Source organism: Streptomyces sp. NPDC052036 (genome assembly GCF_040680495.1).
GTDB lineage: Bacteria > Actinomycetota > Actinomycetes > Streptomycetales > Streptomycetaceae > Streptomyces.
On the sequence record NZ_JBFAWW010000004.1, the window covers coordinates 290,239 to 313,435 of the forward strand.

Below are 23,197 nucleotides of genomic sequence, written 5' to 3' on the forward strand. Positions count from 1 at the left end.
AGCCGCGCATGGCGATATGTCCTCACTCAGGGTGTCCACGCCCTGGCTCGACGAGACCGGCGGCGAGAGTTCCTGGCTCCCGGGGCATGTGGTGCCCCGGTGACAGTGGCGGGACCGCGCCGGAATCGCACCGGCTTCCTCTCCTGCCGCCGTATTGGCCCCGGCAGTCCACCACGCCCCCCGAACACCCGTCAACTTGCTCTTGACCTGCGACGCAGCGGTGTGCCGAGCCCCACATCGCTGACATGTCGTCAGCCGCGCGAATCGGCGCCTTCTGTTCTCTTTCCGGGCGCGGAACCTGGGAAGACTCAAGGCAGCGGCAGGACGAACGCGGAGAGCGCCGACGAGCGGCATTGGGTGATTCGTTGCGGGGAGACGACCCTGGTGTGGCCGGCCTTTGCTGCCCCGGCAGTGGTGGGACACGGCGCTCGGGAGCGTCGCGGTGCGGACGCCGGGTCGGTGCGCTGACTGATGAGACGGAGGTCGGTGTGGTCGGCAGGGTGGCGTCGGGGCGGGTGTGGCGAAAGAGCAGTCATTCGGAAGGTGACAACACCGACTGTGTCGAAGTGGCCGTCGAGGGGGCGCACGTACTGGTGCGTGACTCGAAACGGCGCACCGGCCCGGTGCTCGCCTTTCGCCGTGTCGCGTGGTGTGGTTTGCTGGCTGGACTCGATGACCAGGCAGTTCAGGCAGTGGACACGTTCTGAAAGTCCGTCCGAAGGACGGGAGGAGCCGGCATGGGGGACGGGGCCAGGGAAGTTCCGGCGCGCGCGGGAGGATCCCGCACTCCACGATCCGCACTGGCGGCGGCGGTCCCGCTGACGCTCTTCTCCCTGACCACAGGGGTGTTCGCGGTGGGAGTCGGCGCACTGGCCGCACTGCTCGTGCCGGGGTCGACGGCACGAGCCCTCGTCTGGCTGGTGGTGACCATCGTCGCGGCGGCCGGCGCCGGTCTGTGGTGGGGCATCACCCCGGTCATGGAACGTCGCCGTGTTCTCGGCGCTCTCGGCGTTCTCGGCCGGGCTGCGGCGACGGTTCGTCCACGGGGCTCGGGGACCCGCTGACCCCCGGTTCGCGCGCCGCTCCCGAGCGGCCGCGCAGCGCCCTGCCGACGCGTGCGGCGAGGGCGGTGACGACGGCCGCTCCGAGCGCTCCCAGCACCGTCTCGGTCAGGGGCGTCAGGGGGTCCGGGCCGAGCCTGGGCGCCACCCGGGCCGACACGGCGATGCTGAGCAGCAGCACGCTGCCGCACGTCGTGCCGAGCAGCAGACGGGTCGCCCGCGGGCCTGTCCCGTCCTCGCCGGGGGAGCCTCCCTCCCCGGCGAGAGGGCCCGCCTCGGCCGGGGCGGCGGAGCCCGCGCGGGAGCCGGGCGGGCCGCCCGGGGCCGGGAAGCGGAACGCGCGCAACTGCCTCCACCACTCAAGGAACCCGAGGACCGCCATGGGCCTTTCCTCCCCGTTGTCCGCCCGGGCCGTCCCTCCCGGGATTCAGCCGTTGCCGAGACTCTCCCTGACCGCGTCGATCAGCTCGATCATCCGGTCGCCGTCGTACGCCTTGGTGCTGATGTCCTCGAAGCACTCCTGGTAGCGGGCCGTGAGGCCGAGGTCGTCACGGTTGGCCACGCTGCCGGTGGCGCCTTCGAGGTAGAGCAGGTCGTCGCCGTCCGTGAAGCCGAGCAGGGTGAAGGAGGCGCCCATGCTGTAGTGCGCGCCGGCCGTGAAGGGCAGCAGACGCAGGCTGACCCGGGGGTGCCGGGACATCGTCTTGAGGTGATCCAGCTGCCGGCGCATCACGCCCGGGCCGCCGATGACCCGCCGGACGACCGCCTCGTCCAGGACGATGTGCACGTCCGGGCCGCCGTCCCCGTCGAAGATCCGCTCCTGCCGTGTGGTGCGCAGCTCCGCCGAGCGACGGGCCAGCTCCCCGTTCTCCCGGGGCGCGAGCTGGGCCAGTGTGTAGTCCTCGATCTGCAGCAGCGAGCAGACGACGGAGGGGTGGTAGAAGCGGATCGAGGTCGCGGCGCTCTCGTAGCCCAGGTACTGGGCGAACTGCGGACGCACCATGTCGTTGTACGGCGCCCACCAGGACGGTCCCTTCGACCCGCGGGCGGCCCCTTCGAGTTCGGCCACCAGAGGGGGGTCGGTCACGGCGTACAGCTGGAGCAGCGCGCGCAGGTCGGTGACGCTCAGGCTGACCGTCCCGGCCTCCAGCCGGATCAGCTTGGACAGGGACCACTCCAGCGCGTCGGCGGCCTCTCGCTGGGTGAGACCGGCTCCCTCGCGTGCCTTGCGCAGTCCGATACGGAGCCTGCGTCGGTTCAGGCTCGGATCGATGTCCCTGGCCATGTCGCTCCCTGCTACACGTCGTCTTCGTGTGGTCGGGCGGCCGACGTCGAGCAGCAACTCGCCCTCCAGACTAGGTGAGTTGGGCGTGGGCGGCCAGACATCTGCGTTCTGACACCTGTCTTTTCGACGTGGTCGCGATGCGGGGTAGAACGTAGCAAACCGGCATATCCCCCACCAAAGACCAAGCCCCGCAGCGAGGATCGCTGCGGGGCTTGATGCGAGGGCGCGGGCGGGCGCCGTTGTGCGCCGGTCAGGAGACGATCAGATAGATCCCGTACGCCACCGCCGCCGCGCACGCCGCGAAGCAGGCGTACGCGCCGGTGACCGTGAGGGCGCCGCCGCCCCGGGGCGACTCCTTCTTCGCGAGGCCCACGACGCCCAGGGTGAACAGGCTCACCAGCGCCACCGTGACCGCGAGGCTGACGCCGAAGACGGAGCCGAGTGCTGCCCAGTCGATCTTCATGAGGGGTGTGCTTCCTTAAACCGTCGCGGGGCGGGTCGGCTCCGCCTCCGTGGAAGGGCCGGTGGCCTGGGCGGGGATGGTGATCTTCGGGCCGGTCGCCGGGGCCGTCGCGGCGTCCGCCGTGAGCTGGCCCGCCGGCGGCGGGATCACCGCGGCGATGGCCGTCGTGACGACGCCCGCGGGCTCCGTCTCGACGTCGTTGACGTTGTCGACCGTGACCGGCGTTCGGCGGGCCAGGGTCCAGATGACACCGGCGCCGGCGACCAGCAGCACACCGGTGGCGACCGTGCCCCAGGTGCCCTGCTTGGTGAGCAGTTCGGCGCCCGCGCCGACCAGGCCGGCGGCCGGGAGCGTCATGACCCAGGCGACCAGCATCCGGGTCGCGGTGGACCAGCGCACCACACCGCCCTTGCGGCCGACGCCCGCGCCGAGGACGGCACCGGAGCAGACCTGGGTGGTGGAGAGCGAGAAGCCGATGTGCGAGGAGGCGAGGATGGCGGTCGCCGCGCTGGTCTGGGCGGCGAAGCCCTGCTGCGGGGCCAGGTCGGTCAGGCCCTTGCCCAGGGTGCGGATGATGCGCCAGCCGCCCAGGTAGGTGCCGAGCGCGATGGCGAGACCTGCGGAGACGATGACCCAGGTGGGAGGGTTCGAACCGGGGGCGATGACACCGCCGGTGACGAGCGCGAGGGTGATGATGCCCATCGTCTTCTGGGCGTCATTGGTGCCGTGCGCCAGGGAGACCAGGGCGGCCGAGGCGATCGAGCCGGCGCGGTAGCCCTTGGCGGTCGCCTTCTCGTCGGCGCGGTTGCCGATGGCGTAGGAGAGGCGCGTCGCCAGCAGCGCGGCGAGTCCCGCCACGATCGGTGCGGCGACCGCGGGGATCAGGACCTTGGTGATGATGGTCGAGCCGTTGACCGCCGACCAGCCCGCCGAGGAGACGGCCGCGCCGATCAGACCTCCGAAGAGGGCGTGGGAGGAGCTGGAGGGCAGACCGAGAAGCCAGGTCAGCAGGTTCCAGAGGATGGCACCCACCAGGGCCGCGAAGATGACTTCGACGCGTATGCCCTGTTCGTTGACGATGCCGCCGGAGATCGTCTTGGCGACCTCGACGGAGAGGAAGGCGCCGACGAGGTTCAGCGTGGCGGACATCGCCACCGCCGTCTTGGGCCTCAGGGCGCCGGTCGAGATGGTCGTCGCCATCGCGTTGGCAGTGTCGTGGAAACCGTTCGTGAAATCGAACACGAGAGCGGTGACGATCACGATTCCGAGGAGGAGCGTGATGTGTTCCATTTACCCAGGCTTCTGTGGGAGGTCAGTGGCTGGTTGACCGTAAGCAACCTGGGTGAACGGAAGATGAACTGGGAGGTACCTGAGGGTGTATCAAGCCGGGTCCCATTCCTCCGTTTGGGTGAAGTGGCGCCGGTCACGTTGTCGAACAAAGCCGGAATATCGGCCTCCGGAAGCCTTGGTGGGCTTCCGGCCGGCCCTCGGTGGGTGTTCTCCGCTGGATCCGGGGGCCGTTGAAGAGACTTTGGTCACCCGTCAGGTGGACACCGTAGAAATACCGACATGTTCGACAATTCAACCAGAGGATATTGGGCGATCTTCGCAAGCCGGTCGCCTGCCGGTCATCCCGGAGTGCGGCGTACGCACGTCGATGCGCTCCCCCACGGACGTACGGCCGACGGCCTGCGGTCCGCCCGGGCGGGGGTGGGCCGGACGCCCGCCTGGGAGGATCGCGGCATGGCGGAACAGCGACGCGACGCACGGGACGCACGGGATGCGCGGGAGGACGGACACGGGGGAGCGGAGACGGGGGAGGCGGTGGCGCGCGCGTGGGACGAGCTGGTCGCCACGGCCCGCCGGACCGTGGCCGACGGACTGGTCGTCGGCACGTCCGGCAACGTCTCCGTGCGCGTCGGCGACACCGTGCTGGTCACACCGACCGGAGTGCCGTACGAGCGACTGGCGCCCGGCGATGTCGTGGGGGTCGGCCTCGACGGCCGGCAGGTGCTCGGCTCCCTGCGGCCGACGAGCGAGCTGCCGATGCACCTGGCCGTCTACCACGCCACCGGGGCGCGGGCCGTCGTCCACACCCACGCCGTGCACGCGACGGCCGTCTCCACACTGGTACCGGAGCTGCCGCTGATCCACTACATGGCGGGAACGCTCGGCGGCGCGGTCCGGGTGGCTCCCTACGCGACCTACGGCACCGAGGAGTTGGCCGAGAACATGCTCGGCGCCCTCGCGGACCGCACCGCGTGCCTTCTGCAGAACCACGGCACGATCGCCTACGGGTCCTCGCTCGCCCAGGCGTACGACCGCACGGCACAGCTGGAGTGGATGTGCCGGGTGTGGCTGACGGCGTCGTCGGTGCCCGGCCTCACCCCGGCCCTCCTCACCCGGGCGCAGCTGGCGGAGGCTGAGGAGCGCTTGCGGGGGTACGGGCAGCAGTAGACCCGAAGGCCGCGTCGGGAGGGCCGCACCGCCGCGCGCCCCGCACGGCGCCCGCGCGGTCCTCCGGCTGGCCGGGGGCGACCTCCGACGGGAGACTGGACAAGTGCGCACCGTGAAAGCGGCGGCCGCAGCCGCCACCGTAGCCATCGCCGCGGGCGCGGCCGGCGTCGTCGCCGGTCGCTTCGCCAGCAACGCCGCACTCAAGGCGCCACCGGGCCGCCCGCTGCCCACCGAACCGCGGCTCACCGTGCACTCCACGGCGGCCGGGCAGATCACGCTCACCCGCGCCCTGTCCTCCCAGCGCCCCGGCGTCTACGGCCTGTCCGGCGACGACTCCCACGCCATCGTCGGCCCGGTGCTGAACGCCGCCCCCCGCTCCGCCGACACCGTCGTACGCCGTCTCGAACGTGTGATCAAGGGCACGCTGGAACCCGGCGACCGGGCATGGCTCACCCCGAACCTGTACGTCGGCGACCCGGGCGCCGCCCTCGGCCTCGACCACGCCGACATCGAGGTGCCCGGCGAACTCGGGGCACTGCCCGCCTGGTTCGTGCGCGGCGCCCGCGACACCTGGGTGATCACCGTGCACGGGCTCGGCGCCACCCGGGAACACCCGATGAACATCATGGAGTTCCTCAGCCGGCACCAGTTCCCGGTGCTCGACCTCGCCTACCGCGGCGACCCCGGGGCACCGCGCCCCCTGGACGGCCTGAACCACCTGGGCGAGACCGAGTGGCGCGATGTGGAGGCCGCCATTCGCCATGCCGTGCGCCAGGGCGCCGAGCGCGTCGTGCTGCACGGCTGGTCCACCGGCGCCACCATGGCCCTGCGTGCCGCCGCGTACTCCGAGCTGCGCGGGCGGATCTCCGGGCTGGTCCTGGACTCGCCGGTGCTCAACTGGGAGGCCACGCTGCGTGCCCTCGCCGCGGCCCGTCGCACCCCGGGCGCACTGCTGCCGCTGGCCGTCCGTGCCGCCCAGGGCCGCACCGGACTGTACGGCGACCACGTCCACGGGCCCGCGGACCCGCACCAGCTCTCGGTGCCGACCCTGATCTTCCACGGCCCCGACGACGCCGTCGCGCCCTGGGCGCCCTCACGCCGTCTCGCGGAACGCCGCGCCGACCTCGTCACCCTGCACACCGTGCGGGACGCCCCGCACGCCGCGATGTGGAACGCGAACCCCAAGAACTACGAAGAGGCCCTGCGGCGCTTCCTGACCCCGCTGATGTGACCCCGCTGTGTGACCCCGCACCCACCGCGCCGCCGCACCGCCCGCGACGGCACCCCGGCCCCGCCCGAGACCTCACCCCGCCCCGGTCGCCGCCCTTCCGCTTAGCCCCTCCTGAGGCGCCGCTCCCGGGTCACACTCGGTTTTCGGACCCAGTGCGTTGGCCAGCCCTGTCGCCGCCCGTGACATTCCGTTTGGGTTTTCGGACCGTCAACCGGAAGACTGCACCTGTGACGTCCCGTACCCCGCGCGACTCCAGGCTCCGACTCGTCCGCCCGCGGCCTCTGGCCGCCGCCCCCCGAGCGGTGGCCCAGGGCCGCTCGCGCCGCCCCGCCCCTCGGCCCCCCGAGGGCACACCCCCGCCCGCGGAGCTGGCCGGAATGGCCCGTGCCCGCCTGGCCGGCGCGGCCCGTGTCGCCCGCTGGGCCGACAGCTCGCTCGGGCCGGGCCGTGACGGCGCGACCTCCGACGGCAAGGGCACCCTCTCCGACACGACCGCCGAACGGGCCGCCGCCGATCTCGGTCTGACCGTCGCTCAGGTGCGTGCCGACTGGGACACCGCGCGCCTGGCCGGTCTCGTCGAGGTGCATGGCGACATCGCCCGCCCCGGCTGGCGGCTGCGCGCCTGGAACCGCGACGACTCGGCGGTCCTGCGCGGCTGGGTCGCCCTCTTCGACGCCTGGTCGCTCGCCTACCCCGAGCCCGCGGACCGCGAGCACGCGGCTGTCGCCGAGGTCGTCTCGGCCATGCCCCAGGTGCTCTCCTTCCTGCAGCTGTCCGCGGGGCCCGTCCCCGTCGAGCAGCTCCTCGACCTCCTCGACCAGCGAGTCACCGAGCTGCGCACCGAACGGTGCGAGATCGACTACGTCCCGCCCGTCGCCGCGCACCCCTACGAGGAGCAGCTCCGCGCCACTCCCGCGGTTGCCGGGACGGCAGCGGTCCAGAGCCTCGCCCAGGAGCCGGCCGAGGACACCCCGCTCGCCCCTCTGCTCGACTGGGCCCTGGACGCGCTCGCCTCCGTCGGCGCCCTGACCTGCGCCGACGGGCAGGCCACCCTGACCCCGCTCGGCAGCTGGGCGGTCTGGGTCAAGCTGGAGCAGATCTGCGTCGCCGCGCAGAGCCCCGCCGGGAACATCGAGCAGAACGCGGAGGACATGCTGCGCGGCTGCGCCGGACTCCGCCCGAACGCGGCCCGCGCCGAGTACCGTGCCTGGCTCGCCGCCCGGCCCGTCGGCAGCGCCGTCACCGAACTCCTGGACGCCGCCCGAGGCGAGGACGCCCTGCTGCGCGGCCTGGCCTTCGAGGCGCTGCGTGTGGTCGGGGCACCGGCCGAACCCGATGTGCGCACCGCGGCCGAGGAGACCACGCTGCGCCCCTACGCCCTGATCTGGCTCGCCGAGCAGGAGGGCACCGACCCGGAGGACGCCCATGAGGTGCTCACCCGGGAGGAGGCCACCTGGCTGTGGGTCGACACCGCCGCGGCCGTCGCCGACCACGGCGAGGCCCCGCTCCTGGTGCGCCACCTGGAGTCCGCGGTGCAGGCCACCGTGCCCGCGCTCCTCGACGAGGTCCGCGCGGTCGGGCACCCCCGCACCGTGCAGGTCCTGGTGGCGCTCGCTGCCGCGCACCCGGACCCGGCGCTCGCCAAGGCCGTGCGCCGCGCCGCGTTCCAGGTGCACACCGGAGGCAGCTGACCGCCGCTCAGACGGCCGTCTCGGGGGCGTAGGTGCCGAAGCTCCAGATGTTGCCCTCGGCGTCGCGGGCCATGTACTCCCGTGAGCCGTAATCCTGGTCCGTCGGGGGCACCAGGATCTCCGCGCCGTGCTCCGCGGCCCGCTGGTGGTGGGCGTCGACGTCGTCCACGACGACGTACACCGCGCTCGGGCCCGCCCCCTTCATGGCCTGGTCGAAGGGGCCGCCGCGGCCCTTCGAGCCGAGCATCACCGCGCCGTTGCCCTGCACCAGCTCGGCGTGCAGCACCGCGCCGGCCTGTCCGTCGTGTTCGTCGGTCTCGTAGACCGACAGCTCCGTGAAGCCGAACGCCTCCGTGAGCTGTCTGATCGCCGCCTTCGCGTCCGCGTACAGCAGCGTCGGGTAGATGCTCGGACGCCTGCCGTCCATGCCCGCCATCCCGCTCACCCCTCCCGCAGTCCCGGCCGGAGACCCGGCCCGTCATCCAGTCTGGCACCGGCCGCCGACAACGCCCCGCCGCGCGCCGGGGGACCGCCCGGGCCGGGCCGACGCCCCGGCCCGGGCGGCGACCGGACAGCAAGGAGCATCACAGTGCCGAAGGACCGCGTACTGAAAAAGCGCTTGCACGCCACCGTTAGACTGGGGCCCATGGCCATTCTCCTCGCGCATTAGACGGCGGGAACGTCCTCAGCCGTCCATCCCGCCACCCTCCCCCACGCCGCCCATGCTGCGAGCAGGGGAATCCGAGTCCTGGAGTCTGTCCGTGATCTCCGCCTCCGGTATCGAGCTGCGCGCCGGTGCCCGCATCCTCATCGAGAACGCCAGCTTCCGTGTCGCCAAGGGCGACCGCATCGGCCTGGTCGGCCGCAACGGCGCGGGCAAGACCACCCTCACCAAGGTCCTCGCCGGCGACGGCGTCCCCGCCTCGGGCACCGTCACCCGCTCCGGCGAGGTCGGCTATCTGCCCCAGGACCCGCGCACCGGCGACCTGGACGTGCTGGCCCGCGACCGCATCCTCTCCGCGCGCGGCCTCGACGTGCTGATCCGCAAGATGCGCGAGAACGAACAGCGCATCGCCGTCGGCAAGGGCTCCACCCGCGAGAAGGCCCTCAAGCAGTACGAGCGCCAGGAGACGGAGTTCCTCACCAAGGGCGGGTACGCCGCCGAGGCCGAGGCCGCCACCATCGCCGCCGCGCTCAATCTGCCCGACCGTGTGCTCGGCCAGCCCCTGCACACGCTCTCCGGCGGTCAGCGCCGCCGTATCGAGCTGGCCCGCATCCTGTTCTCCGACGCGGACACCCTGCTGCTCGACGAGCCGACCAACCACCTCGACGCCGACTCCATCGTCTGGCTGCGCGACTACCTGAAGACCTACCGCGGCGGCTTCATCGTGATCTCGCACGACGTGGAACTGGTCGACACGGTCGTCAACAAGGTGTTCTACCTGGACGCCAACCGCGCCGCGATCGACATCTACAACATGGGCTGGAAGCTCTACCAGCAGCAGCGCGAGGCCGACGAGAAGCGCCGCAAGCGCGAGCGGCAGAACGCCGAGAAGAAGGCCGCCGCGCTGAACGCGCAGGCGGACAAGATGCGCGCCAAGGCCACCAAGACGGTCGCCGCGCAGAACATGGCCCGCCGCGCGGACAAGCTGCTGGCCGGCCTGGAGGCCGCCCGCCAGTCCGACAAGGTCGCCAAGCTCCGCTTCCCGGAGCCCGCGCCCTGCGGCAAGACCCCGCTGATGGCCGAGGGCCTGTCGAAGTCGTACGGCTCGCTGGAGATCTTCACCGACGTCGACCTGGCCATCGACAAGGGCTCCCGGGTCGTCATCCTCGGCCTCAACGGCGCCGGCAAGACCACCCTGCTGCGGCTGCTCGGCGGTGTGGAGCAGCCGGACACGGGTGCCGTCGTGCCCGGTCACGGCCTCAAGCTGGGCTACTACGCCCAGGAGCACGAGACCCTGGACGCGGACCGCACGGTCCTGGAGAACATGCGCTCCGCCGCCCCCGACATGGACCTCGTCGAGGTCCGCAAGGTGCTCGGTTCCTTCCTGTTCTCCGGCGACGACGTCGACAAGCCGGCCGGGGTGCTCTCCGGCGGCGAGAAGACCCGTCTCGCCCTCGCCACCCTCGTGGTGTCGTCGGCGAACGTGCTGCTGCTCGACGAGCCCACCAACAACCTCGACCCGGCCAGCCGCGAGGAGATCCTCGGCGCGCTGCGCACCTACAAGGGCGCCGTGGTCCTCGTCACCCACGACGAGGGCGCGGTCGAGGCCCTCCAGCCGGAGCGGATCATCCTGCTGCCCGACGGCGTCGAGGACCTGTGGGGCGCCGGCTACGCCGACCTCGTCACCCTCGCCTGACGCCCGCACCCGCGGGCGTCAGCCCCGGTTGACCGCACGGATGATCCCCTGCGCATGGATCATTCGGCCGATCCGTGATCCATCATCTGTGTGAGATCTCCTCGTACCGAGGTGTGTCCTACACGCAATTCGCGGCCGAGCCCTTTTGTCCCAAGGGCTCGGCCGCGGTGCGTCGCTGACCTGGTGGTTCCCGGATGAACCCGTTCGGGCGTACGGACGCGACCGGGCGGAACCCCTGATTCCACTCGTGGGGATGCGCTCCTGCCGTCACAACCTTGTGGCACGGACCTTGCCGAATGGGTGGCCATCACGCCCCCGAGGGGTGATCATGAGGAGACCAGAGCGCACTTCCCATGAGGAGGCACGGGTGGCCGAGACTCTGAAGAAGGGCAGCCGGGTGACCGGCGCCGCGCGCGACAAGCTCGCGGCAGACCTGAAGAAGAAGTACGACTCCGGTGCGAGCATCCGGGCACTGGCCGAGGAAACCGGCCGCTCGTATGGCTTCGTTCACCGGATGCTCAGCGAGTCGGGCGTCACGCTGCGAGGGCGTGGCGGGGCGACAAGGGGCAAGAAGGCCACGACGGCCTGACGCCGGGCGGCTCATCGGCTTCGACGGTGGCCACCCGGTCGGTCGGGTGACCGGCCGGGTGGTTACTGTGCAGTCACTTACGGATGTGATGTCCTCGGACGACATCCTCTCCTGACCGCACCCATCGGAGGCGCCGCATGGCCTCGCTCGACCCGGAATTCGACAAGGACGGCCCGGTACTCGACACGGACGGCGTTCGGCTCACCGTCGACGGCACGATCGCCACGGTGACGCTGACCAACCCCGACAAGCGCAACGCGCAGAGCCCCGCTCTGTGGCGGGCGCTGGCGGAGGCCGGACGTGCGCTGCCCGGTTCCGTCCGTGTGGTGGTGCTGCGCGCCGAGGGCAAGTCGTTCTCGGCGGGGCTGGACCGCCAGATGTTCACGCCCGAGGGGATCCCCGGCGAGCCGAACTTCATCGACCTCGCGCGCAGCAGCGACACCGAGCTGGACGCGGCCATCGCCGGATTCCAGGAGGCGTTCACCTGGTGGCGGCGCAACGACATCGTGTCCATCGCCGCCGTGCAGGGACACGCCATCGGCGCGGGGTTCCAGCTCGCGCTCGCCTGTGACCTGCGGGTCGTCGCGGACGATGTGCAGTTCGCCATGCGTGAGACCAGCCTGGGCCTCGTCCCGGACCTCACCGGCACGCATCCGCTGGTGAGCCTGGTCGGGTACGCCCGCGCACTGGAGATCTGTGTGACGGGCCGCTTCGTCCTGGCCCAGGAGGCCGTGGCCAGCGGGCTCGCGAACATCTCCGTGCCGCGGGAGGAACTCGACGGCACCGTACGCGACCTGGCGTCCGCCCTGCTCGCCGCGGACCGCAACGCGGTCGTCGAGACCAAGACACTGCTGCGCGGGGCGCAGGAGCGGACCTACGAGGAGCAGCGCGCCGCCGAGCGGGCCGCGCAGGCCCGCCGCCTGCGGGACCTGGCCGGCAGCGGCGACTGAAGCCTCGACGGCCGCTTTCCGCTGCCCGCCCGCCGACCGGACGGGTCGACGCGGCGGGCGGGTGCGCGGGGGCGGCGGCCGGTCGGGTGTGCCCCGGGCCGGCGCGGAGGGGCGGCGTGATCACGGTGTTCGGCGCGGCGGCTCGCCTCAGAAGCCGTGCCGGAAGCCGCCGTCCACCGGGAGCATGATGCCCGTCAGATACGAGGCCGCCGGTGACAGCAGGAACGCGGCGGCACGGCCGAACTCCTCCGGGCGGCCGTAGCGGCGCAGCGGGATCCGGGCCTCGTTCGCCGCCCGGGTCGCCTCCGGGTCCGCCGAGAGCGCGTCCAGCTCGCGTACCCGGTCGGTGTCGATGCGGGCCGGGAGCAGGGCCACGGCACGAATACCGCGCGGGCCCAGCTCGTCCGAGATGGACTTGGTGAAGCCCGCGAGTCCGGGGCGCAGACCGTTGGAGATGGTCAGGCCCGGGATCGGCTCGTGCACGGAACCGGACAGCACGAATCCGATGACACCGCCCTCGGCCAGCTCCTCGGCGGCCGCGCGGGCCAGCCGTACCGCGCCCAGGAACACCGACTCGAAGGCCGTCGTCCACTGCTCGTCCGTGTTGTCGGCGAGATAGCCGGGCGGCGGCCCGCCGACGCTGATGAGGATGCCGTCGAAGCCGCCGAAGTGCTCGCGCGCGGCGGAGATCAGCCGGGCGGGCGCCGCCGGGTCGGCGTTGTCGACGGCCACCCCCACCACGTTCGCACCCAGCTCGGCCGCCGCCTCGGCGGCCCGCTGCTCGTCACGGCCCGTGACGACGACCTTCGCCCCGTCGGCGGCGAGCTCCCTCGCGGCCGCGTTGCCCAGCCCGCGGGTGCCGCCGGTGACGACGTACACCCGGTCTTTCAGTCCAAGATCCATGGTCCCTATCCTGCCGTCCGGTCCCCGTAGAGGGCGAGGGCGGTCCCCACCAGACCGAGGTGGCTGAACGCCTGCGGGAAGTTCCCGAGCTGGCGGCCGGCCGCCGGGTCGTACTCCTCGGCGAGCAGACCGACGTCGTTGCAGAGCCCCACCAGCCGGTCGAACAGTTCGCGGGCCTCGTCGGTGCGGCCCGCGCGGTGCAGGGCCTGGGCCAGCCAGAACGAGCAGACGATGAAGGCGCCCTCGCCGCCGGGCACCGGGTCCACATCGGAGTCCTCCGTGCTGTACCGGCGCAGGAGGCCGTCGACCGCCAGCTCCGAGCGCACCGCGTCGATGGTGCCGACGATCCGGGGATCGTCCGCGGGCAGAAAGCCCACGCGTGAAAGCAGCAGCAGCGAGGCGTCGAGCGCGCGCGAGCCGTAGTACTGCGTGAACGTGTTGCGCTCGGGGTCGAATCCGCGTGTGCACACCTCCTCGTGCACCTCGTCCCGCATGGCCCGCCAGCCGTCCAGATCGCCCCCGAGCCCGGGATCGGACTCCAGGGCGCCGACGGCCCGGTCGGCGGCCACCCACGCCATCACCTTCGAGTACACGAAGTGGCGGCGCTTGCCGCGCACCTCCCACAGCCCGGCGTCCGGCTCGCGCCAGGCCGTGCGCAGGAACTCCATCAGCGCGCACTGCACCCGCCACATGTGCGGCCTGAGCGGCAGGCCCGCGCTCCGGGCCAGCGACAGCGAGTCGATGACCTCGCCGTACACGTCCAGCTGAAGCTGTCGCACCGCGTCGTTGCCGATCCGGACCGGCGCCGAACCCTGGAATCCGCTCAGCCAGGGCAGCTCGTACTCGGGCAGGCGCCGCTCGCCCGACAGCCCGTACATGATCTGCAGATCCGCCGGGTCGCCGGCCACCGCGCGCAGCAGCCAGTCGCGCCAGGCCTCGGCCTCCTCGTGGTAACCGGCCGTCAGCAGGGCCTCCAGGGTGAGCATCGAGTCACGCAGCCAGCTGTAGCGGTAGTCCCAGTTGCGAACGCCGCCCAGCGACTCCGGCAGCGAGGTGGTGGGGGCGGCGACGATACCGCCGGTGGGTTCGTGGGTGAGGGCCTTGAGGGTGATCAGGGAGCGGACCACCGCGTCCCGGTGCGGGCCCCGGTAACGACATCGGGACGCCCAGGCCCGCCAGTCGTCGACGCTGTTCTCCAGCGCCTCGAACGGGTCGATGAGCGGGGGACGGGGATGGTGCGAGGGATGCCAGGTGAGGACGAAGGCGACCTTCTCGCCCTTGCCGACGGTGAACTCGGAGTGGGTGGCGAAGTCCTTGCCCCAGGTGTGCACCGCCGGGTGGCTGCGCAGCCACACCGCGTCGGGTCCCGCGATGGCCAGGCGGTCGCTGTCGGTCCGGCGCACCCACGGCACGATGGATCCGTAGTCGAAGCGCAGCCGGAGCCGGCCGTGCAGGGTGACGCGGCCTTCGAGGCCCTCGATCAGGCGGACGAGGTCGGGGGCGCGGTCGCGCTGGGGCATGAAGTCGGTGAGGCGGACCGAGCCGTCGGGGGTGTCCCACTCGGAGTCGAGGACGAGGGTGTCGTGGCGGTAGGCGCGGCGGGTGCAGGAGCCGGCGCCCTCGGGGGCGATGGTCCAGTGGCCGTTCTCCTCGTCGCCGAGCAGTCTGGCGAAGCAGGCGGGCGAGTCGAAACGGGGCAGACACAACCAGTCGACGGAGCCGTCGCGGCCGACCAGGGCGGCGCTCTGCTCGTCGCCGATGAGCGCGTAATCCTCGATCCGGGGGTGCACGGGGTGCGGGTTCCCGGCGCATCCCGCGTCGAATCAGCCTGATCGTGCCGGTGGCCCTGTCGGCCTACCGGCCTCCGGCTCCGCCGGCCGAGCCGGAGGCCGGAGGCGTCGTGGCCGGTAGGCCGTAAGGCTGGTGTCGGTGCGGCGGTCAGGCCGGCGCGGGTGCGGCGGTCAGGCCGGCGCGGGTGCCGCGGTCAGGCCGGCGCGGGTGCCGCGGTCAGGCCGGTGTCGGTACCGGTTCCTCCTCCGGCTGCTCGGCCGCCTCGGCGCGGTCGCGGGCCTCCCGGCGCGCCAGGACGAACCAGCCGAAGGGCACGCCCGCCGAGAACAGCCACCACTGGATGGCGTAGGCCATGTGCGGGCCGATGTCGCTGTGCTCGGGGTCGGGCAGCAGTTCGGGGCTGCCGTCCTTCGGGGCGGGCGAGGTCAGCTCGATATAGCCGCCGAGGACCTGCTTGCCCAGACTCTGTGCCTGCTGTCCGCTGCTGATCAGCATGACCTGGCGGTCCGGAAGCCCCTGTACGTTCTTGATCCCGCTCTCCGCCGTCGTCTCGTCCGGCATCAGCCGGCCCGTGACGGTGGTCTCGCCCTGCGCGGGCGCGGGGATCTTGGGGAAGGCGGTCTGCGCGCCGTTCGCCGGGATCCATCCCCGGTTGACCATGAGGACCTTCCCGTCGTCCAGGACGAAGGGGGTCAGGACGTGGTAGCCGACCTCGCCGTCGGAGTTGGTGCGACGGCGCACCACGACCTCGTGGGCGGTGTCGAAGGTGCCCTTGGCCGTCACCCGGCGGTACAGGTCGTCGTGCGGGATCGTCGCCCCGGGCGAGGTCAGCGATTCGGCCGGGACAGGTGTCGCCGCCAGCGAGTCGGTGATCACCTTGTTCAGCGCGACCTTGTGCTCATGGCGGTGCAGCTGCCAGAAGCCCAGGTCGATCATCGTCGGGATGAGCGCGATGGCGACAAGGGTGAGGATCACCCATTGCCGGGACAACAGGAAGCGGTACACCCCACGACCGTACATCTCGGTACGTGGGGAGCCGTCAGGGGGGTGTCCTCAGACCCGGTCGACGATCCCCGCCTTTCCCTCGGCGCGGGCGCAGTGGGCTCCGCAGTACCAGTGGCCCTCCGCCTCGACACCCTGCCCGATGATCTGCACACGACAGTGTTCACAGATCGGCGCCATACGGTGGATCGCACAGGAGAAGCAGTCGAAGACGTGCACCTCGCCCTGCGCGTGCACCTCGAAAGTCATTCCATAGTCATTGCCGCATACTTCGCATCTCGCCATGCGCCACAGGGTGAGCCGTCGCCGCGGCGCGGGCGAGCGGGCGGCGGGCGAGTCGCGCTGCAATCACCCGGACGCCGATCGCCCGTCCGTCCGTCAGCGGCCGCCGGAGCCGCGCCCCGCGGCGGAGGCAGCTCTGTCCGCCGCCGGCTCGACGTCTCGCAGCAGCTGGCCGAACGCCGCCTCGTCCAGCACCGGCGTGCCGAACTGCCGCGCCTTGACCACCTTGGACGTGGCCGAGTCAGGATCGTTGGTGACGAGCAGGCTCGTCAGCCGGGACAGGCTCGTCGAGACATGCAGGCCGGCCTCCGTCGCACGGTCCTCCAGCAGCTCCCGGTCGACCGAGGTGTCCCCGGAGAAGGCGACCCGCATGCCCTGCTTGAGAGGTTTGCCCTCTTCGTACCGTCCCGGGTTGGGGAAGGGGCATGCGGGCCTTTTGCGGGAGGGGCGCCAGCTGCCGGGCCGGTAGCCGCCGTAGCCGCCCGGCTGCTGTCCGATGAGCGGCGCGGGCCGGTCCGCCCATTCGGTCAGCGCCCGGCACTCCTGCAACGGCAGCCGCAGACCGTCCGCCGCGGCCGCCCGCAGACTGGGCCGGAACGCCTCCGCCAGCACCCGCGCGTCGTCGAGCGCGTGGTGGGCGCGCTGCTGGACCACGCCGAAGTGCGCCGCCAGCGACTCCAGCTTGTGGTTGGGCAGCGGAAGTCCCAGTTCCTTGGAGAGCGCGATGGTGCACAGTCGCTGACGCACCGGCGCCTCGCTGCGCGCACGCGCGTATTCCCGCGCGATCATCTGCCAGTCGAAGACGGCGTTGTGCGCGACGAGCACCCGGTCCGCCAGCCGGGAGCCGAACTCCTCGGCGATGTCCCCGAAGAGCGGGGCGCCTTGGAGCATCTCGCTCGTCAGACCGTGGATCCACACCGGGCCCGGGTCACGCTCCGGGTTGACCATCGTGTACCAGTGGTCCTCGACCTCGCCGCGCGCGTCCAGCCGGTAGACGGCCGCGGAGATTATCCGGTCGTCCCGGGCCAGGCCGGTGGTCTCCACGTCAACGACCGCGTAACCCATCGGATACGCGGCCGGCCACGGTGTGGGGGAGGACCCTGCGGTCGTACGGTCTTCGAGCATGGTCATTGAGGATACGGGCCGCGACTGACACCAGCGTGCCTGCCCGGGCCGGCGGGGCCTGTCGCGCACCCCGCGCGCGGGGTGCGCACAACCCCGCGGACCCACCCCGGAGTTCACCCCCGGCCGACCGGCGCGCGTCACGCGCTGTCCGTGTTGCCCTTCCGTGGGGCTTTCATGACGGTCGCTCGGGGGCCCCGTCGAGCCCTCCGTCCGAGGGTGCTCGGAGGGCCGTACAACGCCCTTACGGAGGCGGCCGACAGGGCGCCGGCAGAGCGTGCCGAGGGCGAGGAGCTTCACACCGACCCCTGAACTCCTGTGCGCTGCCGCCCGTTTCGTCGTGCCGGGGGCCGGTGCGGACGACGGCACCGGAGTCCTCCTCGGGCCCGTCGGCGTGGCCCGCTGTCCCTTCCCGCTCGGAATGAGACCCTCCCGGCGTGAGTGATGAGGTCCCCGGTGGAGCGCCCATGGGCGGCCCGGCACACGACGAGGCCCATGCGGGCGCGCTCGGCTCGCGGCTGAACTGGCTGCGGGCCGCGGTGCTCGGCGCCAACGACGGCATCGTCTCCACCGCGGGGCTCGTCGTCGGCGTCGCGGGCGCCACCACCGACCGCGGGGCGCTGCTGACGGCGGGGCTCGCGGGTCTGCTCGCCGGCTCCATGTCGATGGCGGCGGGCGAGTACGTGTCCGTCTCGACGCAGCGGGACTCGGAGAAGGCGGCGCTGACCCTGGAGCGGCGGGAGCTGACGGAGCAGCCGGAGGCGGAGCTGGAGGAGCTGACCGGACTGCTGGAGCGTCGGGGCCTGACGCGGGAGGTGGCCCGTGAGGCCGCCGCCCAGCTGACGGCACGGGACGCGTTGCGCGCCCACGCGCGCGTGGAGCTCGGCATCGACCCCGACGAACTGGCGAACCCCTGGCACGCGGCGTGGGCCAGCTTCCTCGCCTTCACGGTGGGCGCGCTGCTGCCGCTGCTCGCCATCGTGCTGCCGCCCATGGCCTGGCGGCTCCCGGTGACGGTCCTGTCCGTCCTGGCCGCCCTGGTGATCACCGGCTGGACCAGCGCCCGCCTCGGCGCGGCGCGGCCGGGCCACGCGGTGGTGCGGAACGTGGCGGGCGGGGCGCTGGCGATGGGGATCACCTATGCGGCGGGGGTGCTGCTGGGCGCCGCGGGGGTGTGAGGGGGCGCGGGGGTGCGAGGGGGCCGCGGGAATGTGAGGGAGCCGCGCCCCGCACCGGCCGCGTGCGCCGTGCGGCGGCGCTGGTCCGAGGCCCCTCGACGCGCGACCGAAGACCGTCACGGCGTACCGTGAAGTGCGCTCGACCACCCTGTGAGCGCACCCGAAACGATCGCACGAGAAGGATCCTCGCCATGCGCGCCACCACCATCCACGCCCCCTTCGACATGCGGGTGGAGGACGTGCCCGAGCCCGTGGTGCACCAGCCCACCGACGCGATCGTCCGTGTGCTGCGGGCCTGCATCTGCGGCAGCGACCTGTGGGCCTACCGCGGTGAGGCGTCCCGGCAGCCGGGACAGCGGATCGGGCACGAGTTCCTCGGCTTCGTGGAGGAGACCGGCTCCGACGTCACCGGCGTCCGGCGCGGTGACCTCGTCGTCGCGCCCTTCATGTGGTCCGACGGCGTCTGCGACTACTGCCGCGAGGGGCTCACCACCTCCTGCGAGCACGGCGGCTTCTGGGGCTCCGTCGGCTACGACGGCGGCCAGGGCGAGGCCGTGCGCGTGCCCTTCGCCGACGGCACCCTCGTCCGGCTGCCCAAGGAGGCCGCCTCCGACGACCGTCTGCTGTCCGCGCTGCTGACCCTCTCCGACGTCATGGGCACCGGCCACCACGCCGCCCTCGGCGCGGGCGCCCGCCCGGGGGCCACGGTCGCCGTGGTCGGTGACGGGGCCGTCGGACTGTGCGCCGTGCTGGCCGCCAAGCGGCTCGGCGCCGAGCGGATCATCGCACTGGGCCGCCACCAGGTCCGTACGGACATCGCCCGCCGCTTCGGCGCCACCGACGTCGTCGCCGAGCGCGGCGACGAGGCCGTGGAGGCCGTCCGGGAACTGACCCGCGGTCAGGGCGCGCACGCCGTCGTCGAGGCCGTCGGTACCGAGCAGTCGATGCGGACCGCCGTGAACATCGCCCGCGACGGCGGCGCCATCGGCTTCGTCGGTGTTCCGCACGGCAGCGGCACCGGACTCGACCTGAGCATCATGTTCGACCGGAACCTCGCCCTGCGCGGCGGTGTCGCCCCGGTGCGCGCGTACATCCCCGAGCTGCTGCCCGACGTCCTCGACGGCACCATCGACCCTTCGCCGGTCTTCGACCGGACGGTCGGCCTGGAAGGGGTGCCCGAGGGCTACAAGGCGATGGACCAGCGCACGGCCCTGAAGGTGCTCGTCACGGCCGGCTGATCGGCAACGGCAGCGCCGGCAGCAGCCGGACACCGCGACGACCGGCCCGGCGCCGCCATCTCCGCACGGGGGTGGCGGCGCCGAGCGTCTCGGATGTGCGCCGCAGCCGCCGCCGCGCGCTCAGGGCGAGCAGGGCCATCAGCAGCACGGCGACGATCAGGGTGCGGCCCTACGCCGTGGACGTCAGCTGGTCGAGGAACGTGTCCGGTGGCATCCGGCGCATCCCGCCCGCTCCGTGGGCACCCTCCTCTCCCGTGCCGTGCCGTGCAGCGCGGAGGCAGGGCGGAGCAGCGGTATGCCCCGCCGCCCCGTAGCCCTCGTCGCCCCTCACCCGATGCCCGGGGCCCGGCGACCGGTCCCGCTCTCCGGCCCCTTCAGCCCGCCGACGCCGCCGTGGCCCACCGGACCGGATCCTGTCCCCACTGCCCGGGCGGCCGTGTCCAGTCGGACGGTCCGTCCGTGAAGTGCACCGGCGGCAGGGAGTACCGCAGCCGCCCCAGGGCGCTGTCGGTCTCCGCGAGCCAGGGCTCCGGGCCGTCGTAAGCGGCCGTGGCCTCCGGGCCGTCGTACCCGGCCCCGGTGTCCTCGGCTGCCCGGTCCGTGCCGTCCGTCAGCCAGGCCGCCGTCCGTGCGAGTGCCAGCCGTACGAGCCGGGTGCCGCCCTCCTCCGTCTGCTCGGTGAGCGACCGCAGGACCGCCGCGGCCAGCAGATACCCCGAGCCGTGATCCAGCGCCTGGGCGGGCAGGGCCCCCGGCTCGTCCACCGACCCCTCGGTCACCGCGATCCCGGTGGCGACCTGCACCAGGCTGTCGAAGCCCCGCCGCCCGCCCCAGGGCCCGTACGCCCCCCACGCCGACAACTGCGCCACCACGAGTCCGGGCCGCCGCTCGGCCAGCTGCTCGGCGGTGAGCCCCCAGCGGTCGAGCGCGCCGGGCCGATAGCCCGTGACGACCACGTCCGCCTCCGCCAGCAGTTCCTCGAAGGCCCGCCGGTCAGCGGGCGCCGCCAGGTCGAGGACGGCGGAGCGCTTCCCGAAGTTCATGTCGGCGTGGTGATCGGGGAGTTCCGGCAGCTGCGGGCTGTCGATCCGCAGGACGTCAGCGCCGAGCAGCGCCAGCGTGCGGGTGGCCACCGGGCCGGCGATGACCCGGGTGAGGTCCAGCACCCGCAGTCCCGCGGCGGGCAGCAGGGGCTCGCCGGCGGGGCGTACGAGCGGGACGAGGGGACGTACGGGCGCCTTGTCGAGCCGCTCACGGCCCACCAACGGTTGTGCGGCCACTGCACGCGCCTGTTCGTGCGCCGCCCACTGTCCGGGCGTGCGCAACGCCACCGCGAGCCCTCCGGCCGCGTACACGCTGTCCTCCACCTCGACGGCCGGCCGCTCCGCGATCACGGCGGCCACGGTTTCCACGGACGCGTCCGCCGCCAGTCCGAGGGCGCCGAGCAGCCGTCCGCGGTGATGGGGATAGTTGGCGTGCGTGCGCACCCAGCCGTCCGCCGCCCGCCAGAACCGGGACAGGGGTGCGAAGTTGACCGGGGCGCGGCCGTCGACCCGCAGCTGGCGCTCGCTGTGGAAGGCGGTGGCCACGGCTCCGTCGTCCACCCGGACCTCGGGCACGTCCGGCAGCCCGGCCCGCCGTGCGCCCCACTCGGCGGCGGCCAGCGCGCAGGCCCCGACACAGGCCCGCGCCACCTCCCGTACCGGCAGCGTCGAAGGCAGCGTCCCCTCGCGCACGACGTTCGAGATCTTGCGCGTCAGTGCGGGGTCCCCGCCCAGTGCCGCCCATGCCACGTCTGTATCGGTCATGGGGGGACTATGCCCGGTGAACTGGATCATGACCAGAGGGGCCGGGACAGGCCCCAGTGCAGCGGCTTCACTGGGGCCTGCCGTCGGCGGCGCGGACGCCCGCGGCCTTCGGTGAACTCGGGTGGCCGAGGGGCTACTTCACCGCGCGCAGCGCGTTGACGACGCCGAAGCCGTAGAACCCGTTCACGCGCTTGCCGCCCACGCAGGTGGCGTCCACGACCCCGTCGCCGTTGCCGTCGTAGGGACCGGCCGGGCAGCCCGGGTTGTCGGCCTGGGCCTTGAGCAGTGCCTGGAGCTGGGCCGGAGTCGCCCGCGGATGCGCCGACTTCAGCAGCGCGGCCACACCTGCGACGTGCGGCGAGGCCATCGAGGTGCCCTGTAGGTAGGCGTACTGGCCGCCCGGCATCGTGGAGAGGATGCGGCCGTCCTTCGACGGGGTGTCCGGGATCTGGTACTTGTCACCGCCGGGCGCCGCCACGTCGATCACGCCGTCGCCGTAACTGGAGTAGTACGACTTGGCCTTCGTGACACCCGTCGCGCTGACCGTGACCACACCCGGCAGCTGGGTCGGCACGTCGAAGCACTCGTGCGGGTCGACCGTGCGGGTCGTCGCGGTGGAGTCGTCGGGGCTGGAGGCGTCGACCAGGGAGGGGGAGTCGAGGTCGTCGTTGGAGTTGCCCGCGGAGGCGATGCTGAGGGTGCCCTTGTGCTGGGCGTACCGCTGGGCCCGGTCGACCGCGTCCACGATGGCCCGCTGGTCCGGGTCGTCCATGCAGTTGTAGAGCCACGGGTCCACGTAGTAGCTGTTGTTCGTGATCTCCACGCCGTGGTCGGCGGCGAACACGAACGCGCAGACGACGCTCTCGGGGTAGAACAGCTCGCTGACCGGGTCGGCCACCTTGATCGCGGAGACCTTGACGTTCGGCGCCACACCGGCGACGCCGATGCCGTTGCGGGCCGCCGCGATCTCACCCGCGACATGCGTGCCGTGGTAGTGGTCGGGCTGCGCGGGGCGCCAGGCGCCGTAGGAGGTGTCCGCCTTGCCGCCGACGCAGTTCGCGGACTGCGACGCGGAGAAGTTCGGGGCGAGGTCCGGGTGGGTGTCGTCGACCCCGGTGTCGATGACGGCGACCGTGACCTTGCGGCTGCCGGGGTCGATCTTCGCGGCCTTGTCGGCGCCGATGGCGCGCAGATCCCACTGATCGGCTTCGAGGGGCTCGCTCTCGCCCGCGCTCGCCGAGGCGCTCGCGGCCTTCGCCGCCTGCGCCTTCGTCAGGTACTGCGCGGCGCCCTCGTCCGTCGTGCCCGCCGCGGTCAGCGGGGCGGTCCGGGTCGCGCCCGCGGACTGCACCCCGTGCACACCACGGAGCGTCTCGGCGAAGTCGGGGTTCGCGGAGTGGACGACGAACACGCCGATCCTGTCGTACGTCACCACGATCGAGCCGCCCGCAGCGGTGATCGCCCGCTGCACCGAGGCGAGCGTGTGACGGTCCGTCCGGGTGTTGACGACGTAGGCGAGTTCGGGCCCGTCCGCGGTCCGTACCACGGTGTCGGTGCGCGGGGCGGCCGACGCGGCGCTCGGCAGGAAGCCCAGGGAGGCGGTGAGCGACAGCACGACCGGCACGGCGAGCGCGAGCCGGCGTCTGGAACGCAGATGAGCCATGGGATCTCCACATCATCCGGAAACGTGAACGAGCCGGAACGCGGTGGCATCCCGGCAGGTACATGACGGGTGGTGCAGGGCGACGCTATCCGGGTCCCGACCGGTGGGCAATGAGATTGCGGG

At 72.6% G+C, this 23,197-nt stretch carries 22 protein-coding genes and 1 riboswitch; of the genes, 9 read left to right on the forward strand and 13 right to left on the reverse strand.

The window, feature by feature from the left end; all coding sequences use genetic code 11:
- Nucleotides 1–66: 66 nt before the first annotated feature.
- A riboswitch (cobalamin riboswitch) is annotated at nucleotides 67–142 on the reverse strand.
- Nucleotides 143–245: 103 nt separating this feature from the next.
- A complete protein-coding gene (locus AB0L95_RS09585; protein WP_365159467.1) occupies nucleotides 246–707 on the forward strand; it encodes a DUF397 domain-containing protein in 462 nt (153 codons plus the stop codon).
- A gap of 268 nt (nucleotides 708–975) precedes the next feature.
- On the opposite strand, the gene AB0L95_RS09590 is transcribed toward AB0L95_RS09585, so the two are convergent.
- From AB0L95_RS09590 to AB0L95_RS09605, 4 genes are all read right to left on the reverse strand, one after another.
- Nucleotides 976–1,443, reverse strand: a complete 468-nt coding sequence (locus AB0L95_RS09590) for a hypothetical protein (protein ID WP_365159470.1) — start codon at nucleotides 1,441–1,443, stop codon at nucleotides 976–978.
- A 45-nt stretch (nucleotides 1,444–1,488) separates the two neighbouring features.
- Nucleotides 1,489–2,346: a helix-turn-helix transcriptional regulator gene (locus AB0L95_RS09595; RefSeq protein ID WP_365159472.1), complete on the reverse strand. Its 858-nt coding sequence runs from the start codon at nucleotides 2,344–2,346 to the stop codon at nucleotides 1,489–1,491.
- 250 nt (nucleotides 2,347–2,596) lie between these two features.
- On the reverse strand, nucleotides 2,597–2,809 hold the full coding sequence (locus AB0L95_RS09600; RefSeq protein WP_365159475.1) for a hypothetical protein: 213 nt from the start codon (nucleotides 2,807–2,809) through the stop codon (nucleotides 2,597–2,599).
- Between the two features lie 15 nt (nucleotides 2,810–2,824).
- Nucleotides 2,825–4,099 carry an inorganic phosphate transporter gene (locus tag AB0L95_RS09605; RefSeq protein WP_365159478.1) on the reverse strand — a complete coding sequence of 425 codons (1,275 nt, stop codon included), beginning with the start codon at nucleotides 4,097–4,099 and terminating at the stop codon, nucleotides 2,825–2,827.
- A gap of 453 nt (nucleotides 4,100–4,552) precedes the next feature.
- On the opposite strand from AB0L95_RS09605, the gene AB0L95_RS09610 reads away from it, so the two are divergent.
- The 3 genes from AB0L95_RS09610 (at nucleotide 4,553) to AB0L95_RS09620 (ending at nucleotide 8,188) form a co-directional block, all read left to right on the forward strand.
- On the forward strand, nucleotides 4,553–5,266 hold the full coding sequence (locus tag AB0L95_RS09610) for a class II aldolase/adducin family protein (RefSeq protein ID WP_365159481.1): 714 nt from the start codon (nucleotides 4,553–4,555) through the stop codon (nucleotides 5,264–5,266).
- Between the two features lie 103 nt (nucleotides 5,267–5,369).
- Nucleotides 5,370–6,497 (forward strand): alpha/beta fold hydrolase, encoded by a 1,128-nt coding sequence (locus AB0L95_RS09615; protein WP_365159484.1) that lies wholly within the window; start codon nucleotides 5,370–5,372, stop codon nucleotides 6,495–6,497.
- A 227-nt stretch (nucleotides 6,498–6,724) separates the two neighbouring features.
- Nucleotides 6,725–8,188: a hypothetical protein gene (locus tag AB0L95_RS09620; RefSeq protein ID WP_365159487.1), complete on the forward strand. Its 1,464-nt coding sequence runs from the start codon at nucleotides 6,725–6,727 to the stop codon at nucleotides 8,186–8,188.
- Between the two features lie 7 nt (nucleotides 8,189–8,195).
- Here the strand turns inward: AB0L95_RS09620 and AB0L95_RS09625 are convergent, their stop codons facing one another.
- Nucleotides 8,196–8,624 (reverse strand): VOC family protein, encoded by a 429-nt coding sequence (locus AB0L95_RS09625; RefSeq protein WP_365159490.1) that lies wholly within the window; start codon nucleotides 8,622–8,624, stop codon nucleotides 8,196–8,198.
- 325 nt (nucleotides 8,625–8,949) lie between these two features.
- Between AB0L95_RS09625 and AB0L95_RS09630 the strand changes: the two genes are divergently transcribed.
- The 3 genes from AB0L95_RS09630 (at nucleotide 8,950) to AB0L95_RS09640 (ending at nucleotide 12,087) form a co-directional block, all read left to right on the forward strand.
- A complete protein-coding gene (locus tag AB0L95_RS09630) occupies nucleotides 8,950–10,548 on the forward strand; it encodes an ABC-F family ATP-binding cassette domain-containing protein (RefSeq protein ID WP_365159493.1) in 1,599 nt (532 codons plus the stop codon).
- 367 nt (nucleotides 10,549–10,915) lie between these two features.
- Entirely contained in the window at nucleotides 10,916–11,137 is a 222-nt protein-coding gene (locus tag AB0L95_RS09635; protein ID WP_010987827.1) for a helix-turn-helix domain-containing protein, read from the forward strand.
- A gap of 137 nt (nucleotides 11,138–11,274) precedes the next feature.
- Complete coding sequence (locus tag AB0L95_RS09640) at nucleotides 11,275–12,087, forward strand: enoyl-CoA hydratase/isomerase family protein (protein WP_365159497.1); 813 nt, start codon at nucleotides 11,275–11,277, stop codon at nucleotides 12,085–12,087.
- A 147-nt stretch (nucleotides 12,088–12,234) separates the two neighbouring features.
- On the opposite strand, the gene AB0L95_RS09645 is transcribed toward AB0L95_RS09640, so the two are convergent.
- The 5 genes from AB0L95_RS09645 to AB0L95_RS09665 form a co-directional block, all read right to left on the reverse strand.
- On the reverse strand, nucleotides 12,235–12,990 hold the full coding sequence (locus AB0L95_RS09645; RefSeq protein ID WP_365159500.1) for an SDR family oxidoreductase: 756 nt from the start codon (nucleotides 12,988–12,990) through the stop codon (nucleotides 12,235–12,237).
- 5 nt (nucleotides 12,991–12,995) lie between these two features.
- Nucleotides 12,996–14,780: a glycoside hydrolase family 15 protein gene (locus AB0L95_RS09650; protein ID WP_365159503.1), complete on the reverse strand. Its 1,785-nt coding sequence runs from the start codon at nucleotides 14,778–14,780 to the stop codon at nucleotides 12,996–12,998.
- Between the two features lie 217 nt (nucleotides 14,781–14,997).
- The gene (locus AB0L95_RS09655) at nucleotides 14,998–15,786 is read right to left on the reverse strand and encodes an SURF1 family protein (RefSeq protein ID WP_365159506.1); all 789 of its coding nucleotides are present in this window, start codon (nucleotides 15,784–15,786) and stop codon (nucleotides 14,998–15,000) included.
- Nucleotides 15,787–15,834: 48 nt separating this feature from the next.
- Nucleotides 15,835–16,068, reverse strand: coding sequence for a hypothetical protein (locus AB0L95_RS09660; RefSeq protein WP_365159508.1), 234 nt, complete (start codon nucleotides 16,066–16,068; stop codon nucleotides 15,835–15,837).
- A 93-nt stretch (nucleotides 16,069–16,161) separates the two neighbouring features.
- Complete coding sequence (locus AB0L95_RS09665; protein WP_365159511.1) at nucleotides 16,162–17,190, reverse strand: DEDDh family exonuclease; 1,029 nt, start codon at nucleotides 17,188–17,190, stop codon at nucleotides 16,162–16,164.
- A gap of 464 nt (nucleotides 17,191–17,654) precedes the next feature.
- Here AB0L95_RS09665 and AB0L95_RS09670 point away from each other — a divergent pair, with 464 nt between their 5' ends.
- Together AB0L95_RS09670 and AB0L95_RS09675 are read left to right on the forward strand one after the other, a co-directional pair.
- Nucleotides 17,655–18,365 carry a VIT family protein gene (locus AB0L95_RS09670; protein ID WP_365159656.1) on the forward strand — a complete coding sequence of 237 codons (711 nt, stop codon included), beginning with the start codon at nucleotides 17,655–17,657 and terminating at the stop codon, nucleotides 18,363–18,365.
- A gap of 191 nt (nucleotides 18,366–18,556) precedes the next feature.
- Nucleotides 18,557–19,603, forward strand: a complete 1,047-nt coding sequence (locus AB0L95_RS09675) for a zinc-dependent alcohol dehydrogenase family protein (protein WP_365159514.1) — start codon at nucleotides 18,557–18,559, stop codon at nucleotides 19,601–19,603.
- Here AB0L95_RS09675 and AB0L95_RS09680 read toward each other — a convergent pair.
- From AB0L95_RS09680 to AB0L95_RS09690, 3 genes are all read right to left on the reverse strand, one after another.
- Entirely contained in the window at nucleotides 19,590–19,751 is a 162-nt protein-coding gene (locus tag AB0L95_RS09680; protein WP_365159516.1) for a hypothetical protein, read from the reverse strand. The genes AB0L95_RS09675 and AB0L95_RS09680 overlap by 14 nt on opposite strands.
- 226 nt (nucleotides 19,752–19,977) lie before the next feature.
- A complete protein-coding gene (locus tag AB0L95_RS09685) occupies nucleotides 19,978–21,411 on the reverse strand; it encodes a CoA transferase (RefSeq protein WP_365159519.1) in 1,434 nt (477 codons plus the stop codon).
- A gap of 133 nt (nucleotides 21,412–21,544) precedes the next feature.
- Complete coding sequence (locus tag AB0L95_RS09690; RefSeq protein WP_365159522.1) at nucleotides 21,545–23,074, reverse strand: S8 family serine peptidase; 1,530 nt, start codon at nucleotides 23,072–23,074, stop codon at nucleotides 21,545–21,547.
- Nucleotides 23,075–23,197 lie beyond the last annotated feature (123 nt).

Bases quoted from the DNA above. Each gene is read 5' to 3' on its own strand.
- AB0L95_RS09625 (WP_365159490.1), bottom strand. From the start codon at position 8,624: ATGGCGGGCATGGACGGCAGGCGTCCGAGCATCTACCCGACGCTGCTG.
- AB0L95_RS09690 (WP_365159522.1), bottom strand. From the start codon at position 23,074: ATGGCTCATCTGCGTTCCAGACGCCGGCTCGCGCTCGCCGTGCCGGTC.
- AB0L95_RS09600 (WP_365159475.1), bottom strand. From the start codon at position 2,809: ATGAAGATCGACTGGGCAGCACTCGGCTCCGTCTTCGGCGTCAGCCTC.
- AB0L95_RS09610 (WP_365159481.1), top strand. From the start codon at position 4,553: ATGGCGGAACAGCGACGCGACGCACGGGACGCACGGGATGCGCGGGAG.
- AB0L95_RS09670 (WP_365159656.1), top strand. From the start codon at position 17,655: ATGGGCGGCCCGGCACACGACGAGGCCCATGCGGGCGCGCTCGGCTCG.
- AB0L95_RS09590 (WP_365159470.1), bottom strand. From the start codon at position 1,443: ATGGCGGTCCTCGGGTTCCTTGAGTGGTGGAGGCAGTTGCGCGCGTTC.
- AB0L95_RS09665 (WP_365159511.1), bottom strand. From the start codon at position 17,190: ATGCTCGAAGACCGTACGACCGCAGGGTCCTCCCCCACACCGTGGCCG.
- AB0L95_RS09605 (WP_365159478.1), bottom strand. From the start codon at position 4,099: ATGGAACACATCACGCTCCTCCTCGGAATCGTGATCGTCACCGCTCTC.
- AB0L95_RS09660 (WP_365159508.1), bottom strand. From the start codon at position 16,068: ATGGCGAGATGCGAAGTATGCGGCAATGACTATGGAATGACTTTCGAG.
- AB0L95_RS09595 (WP_365159472.1), bottom strand. From the start codon at position 2,346: ATGGCCAGGGACATCGATCCGAGCCTGAACCGACGCAGGCTCCGTATC.
- AB0L95_RS09645 (WP_365159500.1), bottom strand. From the start codon at position 12,990: ATGGATCTTGGACTGAAAGACCGGGTGTACGTCGTCACCGGCGGCACC.
- AB0L95_RS09585 (WP_365159467.1), top strand. From the start codon at position 246: ATGTCGTCAGCCGCGCGAATCGGCGCCTTCTGTTCTCTTTCCGGGCGC.
- AB0L95_RS09685 (WP_365159519.1), bottom strand. From the start codon at position 21,411: ATGACCGATACAGACGTGGCATGGGCGGCACTGGGCGGGGACCCCGCA.
- AB0L95_RS09640 (WP_365159497.1), top strand. From the start codon at position 11,275: ATGGCCTCGCTCGACCCGGAATTCGACAAGGACGGCCCGGTACTCGAC.
- AB0L95_RS09675 (WP_365159514.1), top strand. From the start codon at position 18,557: ATGCGCGCCACCACCATCCACGCCCCCTTCGACATGCGGGTGGAGGAC.